Below are 11,158 nucleotides of genomic sequence, written 5' to 3'. Positions count from 1 at the left end.
GCATTCACTTGAGCAGCTCCCGGCAGACCGGTTTGTCGTGGGGCGCGCCCAGCAACTCGCAGACGGTGCCGCAGATCTCGGTCTGTTTCGGCGTTGCGCCGGCGTCGAAGCTGAACGCATCGCCGAGAACGAACAACGGCACCTCACGTTCTTCCGGCAACAGGCCGTTGTGGGAGCGGTCGTTGTTCATGCCGTGGTCGGCGGTGACCAGCACCTGATAGCCGGCATCGAGCCAGCCTTGCAGGTAGTCGGCCAGGATGATGTCGGCCGAGCGCGCGCTGTTGCGGTACTGCGGGGTGTCGAGGCCGTGCTTGTGCCCGGCGTCGTCGATGTTCATCGGGTGGATCAGCAGGAAGTGCGGCGCATGGCGTTGGCGCAGGTTTTCGGCGTCGGCGAACAGGTGCGAATCGGGGTAGTGATCGTTCCAGTAGAAATGCCCATGCTGGATCGGCAGTTGCGGGTCATCGGTGTGGCGGTCCCGTGCCGCGACGAAGGGCGAACGGTTGTACAGCTCGCTGACCCAGTGATAGGCCGCCGCGGCGGTGACAAGACCTGCGTCGGTGGCGTAGTGATAGATGCTGCGCTGGTTGGACAGGCGCGAAACGTTGTTGTGGACGATACCGCTGTCGATGGGCGCAACGCCGGTCAGGATGCATTCGTACAGCGGGCGGGACAGGGCCGGCAACTCGCACTCCAGCTTGTAGAGTGCCGCACGTCCTGCACCGACGTACGCCTGCAGGTGCCCCATGGCGTGACGGGCGACCTCGTAGTTGAGGCCGTCAAGCACCACAAGGATGACGTTGTGCTTCATAGGGGCAAAAACTCCGTGTAACAGATATTCGAAGCTCACTCGATCCACGGTGGGAGCGGGCTTGCTCGCGAAAGCGGTGTGTCAGTCGACATCGATGCTGGATGTCAGTCCGCTTTCGCGAGCAAGCCCGCTCCCACATTTGGATCGCCATCAGATCCCGAAATGGGGATCTTCCCGGTTATTGCATATTGATGATGACTTCTTCCTGCCACTTCTGAGGAAGGGCTTTGGAGGTCTTTTCCCACGCATCCGCGTCTTTGATCGGCGTCACTTTCTTGTACTGCTCGTTAGGCAGCAGCTTGGCCTTCACGTCGGCCGGCAGTGTGATGTGCTCGGCACGGATCGGACGGGCGTTGCCCTTGGCCAGGTTGATCTGGCCGGCGTCGCTGAAGATGTATTCGCGGGTCAGCTTGGCGGCGTTCGGGTTTTTCGCGTACTTGTTGATGATGGTGGTGTAACCGGAAATCACCGAGCCGTCGGACGGAATCAGCACCACGTAGTCATCCGGGTTGGCCATCTTGGCCTTGTAGCTCAGGCCGTTGAAGTCCCAGACCACGCCGACTTCGATTTCGCCTTTTTCCATGGTGGCGATCGTCGGGTTGGACATCGACAGGCGACCTTGCTTGGCGATGTCGGCGAACAGCAGCAGGGCAGGCTGCAGGTTTTTCTCGTCGCCACCGTTGGCCAGTGCCGCGGCCAGTACGCCGTTGGCTGCCTGGGCCGCAGTGCTCACGTCACCGATGGACACCTTGTACTTGCCGCTCTTGAGGTCAGCCCATTTGGTCGGGGCTTCGGAGCCGTGCAGCAACTTCTTGTTGACGATGAAAGCGATGGTGCCGGTGTAGGCCAGTGCCCAGTTGCCGTCCTTGTCCTTGGCCCAGGCCGGCACCTGATCCCAGGTGGAAGGCTTGTAGGGCTGGACTACGCCCTGCTTGACCGCGATCGGGCCGAAGGCTGCACCGACGTCGCCGATGTCGGCGCTGGCGTTGTCTTTCTCCGCGGCGAACTTGGCGATTTCCTGGGCCGAACTCATGTCGGTGTCGATGTGCTTGAGGCCGTACTTGTCGCTCAGGTCTTTCCAGGTGCCGGCCCAGTTGGCCCAGTCATCGGGCATGCCTACGCTGTTGACGGCGCCTTCCGCTTTCGCAGCGGCTTCCAGGGTTTTCAAATCATCGGCCGCCATGGCGGCGGTGCACATTGCGATAGTCGAGCCTAACAGTGATGCCAGGAAAAGCTTTTTCATTCCGAAGCTCCTTGGGTCGTGTTCAACGCTGCGATTGCGGTTTGTGTTGGTCTAGGTCAGCAATACCTGAGCCAATTTAAGGGGGCTGGATGACACTTTGATGTCGCTCGTCGCCCTGGAGGACTTTTTGTTCAGCGGTATCGCGACTGGCCTGATAAGCGTAGACCATGGTCAAGGCCTCGGATGGCAAGGGACTTGGCCGATGAATTGCAGGTTTTCGCGTTCGCAGAATGGCGACCGTTGGGCAGCTTTGTCACATCTAGGTCATCTACGCTGCCTACGCTTGCAGACTATTGAATGAGCCGGTTTGCGCGGCGGTTCTGCCCTGAATTGGTGCTGGTCTAGTCCAGATAGGAAACATTGATGCGTGACGAGGCAACAAAAGCGGTAACAGCCATCGGCCAGGTGCTTCAGGAGCAGATCGACCACGGCCTGTTGGCTCCGGGCAGCAAATTGCCGGCCGAGCGCAAACTCAGTGAATTGTTCGGCACCACGCGGATCACTTTGCGTGAGGCGTTGTTGCAGTTGGAGTCGCAGGGCCAAATCTACCGTGAGGAGCGTCGTGGCTGGTTCGTCTCGCCGCCACGCCTGGCGTACAACCTGATGCAGCGCAGCCACTTTCACGCGATGGTCAGTGCCCAGGGGCGGGTGCCGTCCACCGAGGTGATTTCGGCACGATTGCAACCGGCGTCGGCGGCCGTTTGTGCCTGGCTGCAATTGCCGGCGCTGTCGAGCGTGATCCAGATCTGCCGCTCACGGCGCATCGACGGGCGGCTGGTGTTGTATGTGGAGCACTATCTGAACCCGCAGTACTTTCCGGGAATCCTCGATTTCGACTTGAATCAGTCGATCACCGAGTTGTATGCGCGGCATTACGACCTGCACTACGGACGAGTGCGCTTCGAGATTGTGCCCACGGCGTTGTCGGTGGATGCGGCAGCGGCGTTGAAGGTGTCGGCGGGGAGCCCGGGCTTACGGATTGCCCGGGTCAACTATGACCAGCATGAACGCCTGATCGACTGCGACCTGGAGTTCTGGCGACATGATGCGATTCATGTCGGCGTAGACGTGGTTTGACTTTGTAGGAGCTGCCGAAGGCTGCGATCTTTTGATTTTTAAAAGATCGCAGCCTGCGGCAGCTCCTACAAGGGTTGTTCCGGGGAGCCGGTGGCGGCGGTGACCTGAATGCTCATCCGCGGTGTCGCCAGGTCCAGTCCGGCTTCATCCATATGGCGCTTGAGTGACAGGTTGAACGCTCGCGACACTTCCCACTGCTTGATCGGCGCGGTCTTGAACCGGGCGCGCAGGATTGCGTTGCCCGACTCGAAACTTTCCACCCCCTGGAACTCCAGCGGCGACCAGATATTGCGCCGCTGCAACGGATCGGTGCGCATTTTCTGGCCGACTTCGCGCATCAGTTTGATGGCGTTGTCGATGTCCATGTTGGCCGGCACCGCGACCCGGAAGATCGCGTAGCCGAATTCCCGGGAGTAGTTCTTGATGCTTTTGATTTCACTGAACGGAATGGTGTGGACGATGCCGTCGATGTCCCGCAGGCGCACGGTGCGGATGGTCAGGCCTTCGACCGTGCCGAGGTGGCCGCCGACATCCACGTAGTCGTCGATGGCCAGTGAGTCTTCGATGATGATGAACAGCCCGGTAATCAGGTCGGCTACCAGCGATTGCGCACCAAAGCCGATGGCCAGGCCGATCACGCCGGCACCGGCTAGCAGGGGCGTGACGTTCATGCCCATGTTCGCCAGGGCAACGATCAGCGCGACAATGAAAATGGCCACGAACAGCACGTTGCGAATCAGCGGCATCATTGTCTGCGCGCGGGCATTGGCCAGGCCTTTGCGCGAGCGGGTCAGCGCGTGGTGCACGGCGGTGTCGCTGAGAATCCAGATCAGCCAGGCGAACAGCAGCGTGCCGGCGAGGCTGAACAGCTTGACGCTGACTTCGTGGCCGTCGCCTTCGGTAAAGCGGATCAAGGACATGCCCCAGACCCGCAGGCCGAGTTCGATAAAGGCCAGCCACACCAACAGGTGGAGGATTGTGTAGAAGAAGTTTTTCAACCGTTCCGAATACACGGCGTAACGCCGGATGCCGCGCTGGGGCTTGAGGGCGTGGCGGCGTACCAGGCCGTTGATGACCATGCACAACACCAGCAGCACGGTGCAGATCAGCGACTGGCGCAGGGCAGTGCTGGTGTCGCCGGCGGAAATGAACGTCGCGAACAGGGAAATGGCCACCAGCACCAGCGCCGGCACGTACCAGAAGGTGCCGAGAATCGACAGGGTGTCGTTGAGGGCGCGGCGGGTCAGGCGTCGGGACAGCGGCTGGTTGCGGATCAGGTGGGCGATCGGGCGGCGGAAACGCAAGATGAACCGGGCCGTGGACAAGGCTGCCAGGACGTTGGCAATCGTGGCTGCCGTATGGGCCAGATGACTGCCGAGGCTGTCGACCAGTTTTGGGTCGCTCAGCGCTTCGCCAAATGCGGCGAAGCTGCCGATCAGCCACAGCGGTCGAAACGCCTGGTGCCGCAGAATGTACAAGGCGCGGTGGCGGTGTGGGCCGTCGAGCAGGGAAAAGGCAATCACGCAGATGGCCGAGAAGCAGGTGCCGACGACCAACGCATAGGCCAGCACCATGGCCAGGCTTTTGCCCAGGGACGAGGGCAGGGCATAGCTCATGTAGATCGTGATCACCAGGGCGATCAGCCATGGCCCGAGCTTGCGCAAGGCAAAGCGCAACATGTCCAGGGCACGGGGGTGTTGCGGCAGTTCTTCAGTCAGGCCGAAACGCATGCGCACGCGGTGGCTGATCCAGATCAGCGCGGCGGCCAAGAGGCTCCAGACCATCAGGATCATGGCGAACGCAAAGAGCATCGGCAGCCATTCATTGGCCGGCAGCGCCAGCGCCATTAACTCTTCCTGGGCCTGGTCGAACTCGCTGGACCAGCGCGTGAGCGGACTGTCGTCGCCGGAAAATTTCTTTTCGATCGTGGCCAGGGTTCCGCCAATCAGGCCCAGCACGCCTTCTTCGGTAGTCGGCTGGGCCTTTTTGGTGGTGTCACGCAGCCTTTTCAGATCGGCCAGCAGCTTGGTGCGCTGCTGATCGTTTTCCAGTGACTTGATCACTTCGTCCAGGGACTGCCCCAGCGGTTCCTGTGCTTCGGGCTGCGCCTTGGCCTGGCTGCCGAGCAGGCTTGGCAGGCCGGCCGCCTGGGCAGGTGCCACTGGCAGCAGCAACAGGCAGGCAAGAAAAAAATACGGGAGGGCAAAAAGACGAGCGAACACTAGGCGGTCAACCTCGCAAGGAGCGGATCGACCGAGTGTACGAGCCCGTCAAAATCAATGCGAGCCAAGGGCGATGAATTATCCGTTGAGTTTGGCGAGGATCTTGATCACCACGGTGGCGAGGATGGTCAGCATGCCGATCCACATGGCGAACACACCGGCATTTTTGTCGCGAAAGTTGAAGCCGACGGCCAGCAGGAGCATCCCGGCAAGAATCGGGATCAGCATGGCGTGAAAGGTGGACATCGAAATCATGGAGACAGCCTTGTCGAAGGGATACTTGAAGTCTAGGCCGCTTTTGAAGCGGCCTAAGTGATGTGCGTGTGTAGGAGCTGCCGCAGGCTGCGATCTTTTGATCTTGTTTTTAAAAAAGCGAAATCAAAAGATCGCAGCCTGCGGCAGCTCCTACAGGGTTACGGCAACTCGCGGCAGGCGTAGAACGCGCTCAGTACCTTGACCAGGTGCGCCAGGTCGTGGCTGCCGCACAGTTCGCGGATCGAGTGCATGGCGAACGTCGGCAGGCCGATGTCCACGGTGCGCACGCCCAGGTGACTGGCGGTGATCGGGCCGATGGTCGAGCCACAGCCCATGTCGCTGCGCACCACGAAGCTTTGCACCGGAACTTCTTCGGCCATGCACAGGTGGCGGAAGAACCCGGCGGTTTCGCTGTTGGTGGCGTAGCGCTGGTTGCTGTTGACCTTGATCACCGGGCCGGCGTTGAGTTTCGGGCCGTGGTTGGCATCGTGCTTGTCGGCGTAGTTCGGATGCACGCCGTGGGCATTGTCAGCCGAAACCAGCAGGGATTTCTGAATGGTGCGTACGAATTCATCACCTTCAGGCAGCAGGCGACGCAGGGTTTGCTCAAGCATCGGGCCGTCGGCACCGCAGGCCGAGCAGGAACCGACTTCTTCGTGGTCGTTGCAGACCAGCACGCAGGTTTCGTCGGTGTCGGCCGTCAACAGCGCTTGCAGGCCGGCGTAGCACGACAGCAGGTTGTCCAGGCGCGCGCCGGCGATGAAGTCGCCATGCAGGCCAATGACCGCAGCGCTTTGGGTGTCGTAGAAACTCAACTCGTAATCGAGCACCACGTCGGCATTCAGGCCGTGTTCGCGGGCGAGCTGGTCGGTGAGTACCGCGCGGAAGTCCACCCGCTCGTCACCGGCGAATTGCGCGAGGATCGGCGGCAGTTCGGTCTGGGCGTTGATGGCCCAGCCCATGTTGGCTTCGCGGTTGAGGTGAATCGCCAGGTTCGGAATGATCGCGACCGGGGCCTTGAAGTCGATCAACTGGCTCTCGACCTTGCCGTCACGCCGGAAGGTCACGCGGCCGGCCAGGGACAGGTCGCGGTCGAACCACGGTGCCAGCAGCGCGCCGCCATAGACTTCGACACCCAGCTGCCAGAAACCCTGGCGTTGCAGCTCCGGTTGCGGCTTGACGCGCAGGCACGGGCTGTCGGTGTGGGCGCCGACCAAGCGAATGCCACCGTGCAGCGGCGAATGACGGCCCATTTTGATCGCGACAATCGAAGAGTCATTGCGGGTGACGTAGTAGCGACCGTTGGCTTCGGTATTCCACGGCTCGCGCTCATCGAGGCGTTGATAGCCCGCCGCTTCCAGGCGTTGAACAAGGCTGGCGGTGGCATGGAACGGGGTAGGGGAGGCCTTGAGGAAATCGATCAGGCCTTGGTTCAACTCTTCGCGCATAAAGTAGCTCCAGACAGCAGTGGCGCCAGTTTAACGTATTGGCTTGGTAAATGGCGTCGCACTGAATGGCGGGGATGGCCACGGAAATCGAATCTGGAGGAGATCCCCTGTGGGAGCGGGCTTGCTCGCGAAGGCGTAGTGTCAGACAACATCAATAGTGACTGTTACACCGCTTTCGCGAGCAAGCCCGCTCCCACATTTTTAAAACGGTGCCGGGCACTCGAAGCGCAGGCGCTCGCCGGTCTGGGGATGGGTGAAGGTCAGCATGCTTGCGTGCAGGCACAGGCGCGGCCAGGCCGCCAGCGCCTGCTCGTGGGCATAGAGCCCGTCACCGAGCAGCGGATGACCGATCGACAGCATGTGCACGCGCAACTGGTGGGAGCGGCCGGTGATCGGTGTCAGCTCAACGCGGCACCAGTCGCCGCAACGCTCCAGCACGCGCCAGAAGGTCAGCGCATGTTTGCCGAATTCATGGTCGACCACATGCCGCGGCTTGGTTGGGGGGTCGTAGCGCAAGGGCAGGTCGATGCTGCCGCTGTCCAGCTCCGGCTGACCCCAGCACAGGGCGGTGTAGGCCTTTTCGGTTTCGCGGTCGTGAAATTGCCGGGACAGCTCGCGATGGGTATCCGGATCGCGGGCCAGCAGGATGATGCCGGACGTCTCCCAGTCCAGCCGATGGACGATTCGCGCTTCCGGGTAGCCGTTTTCCTGCAGGCGGGTAATCAGGCAGTCCTTGTTGTCATCGGCCCGACCAGGGACAGAGAGCAACAGGGTCGGTTTGTTCACCACCAGTACGGCAGCGTCCTGATGGATGATGTGGATGTTGGACAACGGCATTAAAACAGCCTCGTAACAAACGCCAACGGCGGCTCAGGCCCCTCGTTCCCCGTAGGAGCTGCCGCAGGCTGCGATCTTTTGATCTTGTTTTTGAAATGCAAGATCAAAAGATCGCAGCCTGCGGCAGCTCCTACAAAGGCCCTCAGGACCTGAGCCGCCGTGGCTCCTGGCGGATCGACTCAGCGATCAGGCAGGGTGATGTTGAGTTCCAGAATCGAGCAGCTGCCCTGGCTTTCCAGTGCGACATGCACGTCATCGGACCCGATATTGACGTACTTGCGGATCACCTCGACCAGTTCCTTCTGCAAGGCCGGCAGGTAGTCCGGGGTGCTGCGTTGGCCGCGTTCGTGCGCCACGATGATCTGTAGACGCTCTTTCGCTACCGACGCGGTGCTTTGCTTTTTGTTGGCACGAAAGAAGTCAAAAAGGTTCATTGCTTAGTTGCCTCCAAACAGGCGCTCGAAGAATCCCTTCTTCTGTACATCAAGGAATCGATGATCCACGGTCTTGCCCAGCAGGCGGTCAACGGTATCGCTGTAGGCCTGGCCGGCATCGCTCTGGTCGTCGAGAATCACCGGAACGCCCTGGTTGGATGCCTTGAGCACCGCCTGGGATTCAGGGATCACGCCGAGCAGGGTCACCGAAAGGATTTCCTTGACGTCTTCTACGCCGAGCATTTCGCCTTTGCTCACACGCTCCGGGTGATAACGGGTAATCAGCAGGTGTTCCTTGATCGGGTCTTCGCCGCGTTCGGCACGACGGGACTTGCTGGCCAGCAGGCCGAGCATGCGGTCGGAGTCACGTACCGAGGAAACTTCCGGGTTGGTCACGACGATCGCTTCATCGGCGAAGTACATGGCCAGGTGGGCGCCTTTCTCGATGCCCGCCGGGGAATCGCAAACCACGAACTCAAAGTCTTCCTTGAGTTGCATCAGGACTTTTTCCACGCCTTCGACAGTCAGCGCGTCTTTGTCGCGGGTCTGGCTGGCGGCCAGTACGTAGAGGTTTTCCAGGCGCTTGTCTTTGATCAGGGCCTGTTGCAGGTTGGCTTCGCCGTTGACCACGTTGACGAAGTCATACACCACGCGACGCTCGCAACCCATGATCAGGTCGAGGTTACGCAAGCCCACGTCGAAGTCGACGATAACTGTTTTGTGGCCGCGCAGAGCGAGGCCGGTACCGATAGCGGCGCTGGTGGTGGTCTTACCCACACCACCCTTGCCGGATGTAACCACGAGAATCTTGGCCAAGGTGTTTCACCCCTAAGGAAAAAGGACTTTTCAGCCCCTGAAAAACATCTCCTGAAAAACTACTGCAGTCGGACAGCCTTGGCTGGAATCGGGTTTTAAGCGGCGTTTACCCCCGGTAAACACTGCTTTCGGCCTTTTCCTACTTCGTTTGAGCCGTTTTCGCTACGTTTTAGAGATGCTTGGAAAATGCGGCAGTATCCGTTAAAGCCGAATGATGTTCAACACGTCGCCGGACAGGCTGACCTGCACACCCGAACCCCACAGAGGATCGCGGCGCAGATCTTCGGAAACCTTGTAATGTCCGGCAATGGAAATCAGTTCAGCACTCATTTGCTGACAGAAAATCCGCGCCTTGGTGTCGCCCTTGACGCCGGCCAACACACGACCACGCATCGGGCCGTATACATGGATGTTGCCATCGGCGAGAAGTTCCGCCCCCGGGCTGACCGAGGAGATCACCACCAGATCGCTGCCCTGGGCATAAATCTGCTGGCCACCGCGTACGGGCGAGGTGATGATTTTTGTCGGCTTGATGGTCGGTTCAGGCGGTTTTTCCGGTTTTTTCTTCGGTTCGCCTTCGGTCAGGTCCAGTGGACGCTCGCGAGCACCGGACGGTGGCAGCACCGGCAGGTCGACTGCGATGGCGGCGGCAATGTCTTCGATGCGGCTGGCGCGGATCGCCAGGGTGCGCAGGCCATGCTGGCGGCACACGCGCATCAGGCCGGGCAGATCGACGGCGCCTTCGTTGGCCGGGAGTTTGTCCAGGGCCAGTACCAGCGGCGCGTTGCTGAAGAAGTTGGGCGCCTGGGCGACCTTGGCGGCCAGTTGCCGATCAAGGCTTTCCAGGTCGTTACGGGCCAGTTCCAGCACCGTAATGGCCAGCATGCTGCCCTTCAACTGGAACACGGGATCTTGGTCTAGCGGTTCGGTTTGGCTCATGGTCGGCATACAACGACTTGTCACTAAAAGTGCCGAGACTTATAACGAGAACGCCCGCAGGCCGCAAGCCGGGTCGAACGATGTAGAATGCGCGGCCATTGTCATTCCGGAAGCATTAATGGACCGCCCGCGTTTTCGAAAAACATTTCTATCTCCACGTTTCTGGCCGCTGTGGTGTGGCCTGGGGCTGTTGTGGCTGATCGTCCAGTTGCCGTATCCGGCACTGCTGTGGATCGGTCGCGTCCTGGGTTCATTGATGTATCGCGTGGCCGGCGACAGACGGCGCATTGCCAAGCGCAATCTGGAACTGTGTTTTCCTGAAAAGACCGCCGCCGAGCGCAAACGCCTGCTCAAGGAAAACTTCGCCTCCACCGGTATCGCATTTTTTGAGATGGCGATGAGCTGGTGGTGGTCGCGCAAGCGCCTGGCGAGTCTCGCTCACGTTGAAGGGCTGGAGTATCTGCAGCAGGCCCAGCGCGAAGGCAAGGGCGTGATCCTGATGGCGCTGCACTTCACCACGCTGGAAATCGGCGCGGCATTGCTCGGTCAGCAGCACACCATCGACGGCATGTACCGCGAGCACAAGAATCCGCTGTTCGACTACATCCAGCGCCAGGGCCGCGAGCGGCACAACCTCGATTCGCTGGCGATAGAGCGTGAAGACGTGCGCGGCATGCTCAAGTTGCTGCGCTCGGGCCGCGCGATCTGGTACGCGCCGGATCAGGACTACGGCGCCAAGCAAAGCATCTTTGTGCCGCTGTTCGGCATTCAGGCGGCGACCGTCACCGCCACGAGCAAGTTTGCGCGGTTGGGCAAGGCGCTGGTGGTGCCGTTCACCCAGGAGCGTCTGGCGGACGGCAGCGGTTATCGCTTGGTGATCCATGCGCCGCTCGAAGGCTTCCCCGGTGAAACCGAGGAAGAAGACTGCATTCGCATCAACCAATGGATCGAAGGCGTCCTGCGCGAATATCCCGAGCAATACCTGTGGGCCCACCGCCGCTTCAAGAGCCGTCCACCGGGCGAGCCGAAGCTGTACGCCAAACGCCGTTGAACCCCGACCCCCTGTAGGAGCGAGC

General features: G+C 60.6%; 11 protein-coding genes. 2 read left to right on the top strand and 9 right to left on the bottom strand.

The features are described 5' to 3' along the window. Window positions 1–4: 4 nt before the first annotated feature. A complete protein-coding gene (locus KW846_RS05320) occupies window positions 5–811 on the bottom strand; it encodes an alkaline phosphatase family protein (protein WP_218481540.1) in 807 nt (268 codons plus the stop codon). A 178-nt stretch (window positions 812–989) separates the two neighbouring features. Continuing rightward, on the bottom strand, window positions 990–2,054 hold the full coding sequence (locus tag KW846_RS05315) for an ABC transporter substrate-binding protein (protein ID WP_007974957.1): 1,065 nt from the start codon (window positions 2,052–2,054) through the stop codon (window positions 990–992). Between the two features lie 363 nt (window positions 2,055–2,417). On the opposite strand from KW846_RS05315, the gene phnR reads away from it, so the two are divergent. Further along, on the top strand, window positions 2,418–3,131 hold the full coding sequence (phnR, locus tag KW846_RS05310; RefSeq protein WP_102699330.1) for a phosphonate utilization transcriptional regulator PhnR: 714 nt from the start codon (window positions 2,418–2,420) through the stop codon (window positions 3,129–3,131). Window positions 3,132–3,196: 65 nt separating this feature from the next. Here phnR and KW846_RS05305 read toward each other — a convergent pair whose 3' ends face one another. From KW846_RS05305 to minC, 7 genes are all read right to left on the bottom strand, one after another. Further along, complete coding sequence (locus KW846_RS05305; protein ID WP_218481539.1) at window positions 3,197–5,353, bottom strand: mechanosensitive ion channel family protein; 2,157 nt, start codon at window positions 5,351–5,353, stop codon at window positions 3,197–3,199. A 78-nt stretch (window positions 5,354–5,431) separates the two neighbouring features. Beyond that, complete coding sequence (locus tag KW846_RS05300; RefSeq protein ID WP_218481538.1) at window positions 5,432–5,608, bottom strand: hypothetical protein; 177 nt, start codon at window positions 5,606–5,608, stop codon at window positions 5,432–5,434. A gap of 158 nt (window positions 5,609–5,766) precedes the next feature. Next, window positions 5,767–7,056, bottom strand: a complete 1,290-nt coding sequence (locus tag KW846_RS05295; protein ID WP_007974949.1) for a M18 family aminopeptidase — start codon at window positions 7,054–7,056, stop codon at window positions 5,767–5,769. Between the two features lie 201 nt (window positions 7,057–7,257). Next, window positions 7,258–7,893, bottom strand: coding sequence for an RluA family pseudouridine synthase (locus KW846_RS05290; protein ID WP_007974948.1), 636 nt, complete (start codon window positions 7,891–7,893; stop codon window positions 7,258–7,260). A gap of 179 nt (window positions 7,894–8,072) precedes the next feature. After that, complete coding sequence (minE, locus tag KW846_RS05285; protein WP_007974947.1) at window positions 8,073–8,327, bottom strand: cell division topological specificity factor MinE; 255 nt, start codon at window positions 8,325–8,327, stop codon at window positions 8,073–8,075. A gap of 3 nt (window positions 8,328–8,330) precedes the next feature. Then, window positions 8,331–9,143, bottom strand: a complete 813-nt coding sequence (minD, locus tag KW846_RS05280; RefSeq protein WP_007974946.1) for a septum site-determining protein MinD — start codon at window positions 9,141–9,143, stop codon at window positions 8,331–8,333. 201 nt (window positions 9,144–9,344) lie between these two features. Continuing rightward, window positions 9,345–10,082 carry a septum site-determining protein MinC gene (gene minC / locus KW846_RS05275; RefSeq protein WP_007974945.1) on the bottom strand — a complete coding sequence of 246 codons (738 nt, stop codon included), beginning with the start codon at window positions 10,080–10,082 and terminating at the stop codon, window positions 9,345–9,347. Between the two features lie 118 nt (window positions 10,083–10,200). On the opposite strand from minC, the gene KW846_RS05270 reads away from it, so the two are divergent. Then, window positions 10,201–11,133 (top strand): lipid A biosynthesis lauroyl acyltransferase, encoded by a 933-nt coding sequence (locus KW846_RS05270; RefSeq protein ID WP_218481537.1) that lies wholly within the window; start codon window positions 10,201–10,203, stop codon window positions 11,131–11,133. Window positions 11,134–11,158: the final 25 nt, after the last annotated feature.

It is taken from the genome of Pseudomonas sp. PDM32 (assembly GCF_019219225.1).
GTDB classification, from domain to species: Bacteria; Pseudomonadota; Gammaproteobacteria; order Pseudomonadales; family Pseudomonadaceae; genus Aquipseudomonas; species Aquipseudomonas laurylsulfatiphila.
Note: the sequence above shows the minus strand (reverse complement) of the source record. Positions and strands in the feature narration are given on the sequence as shown.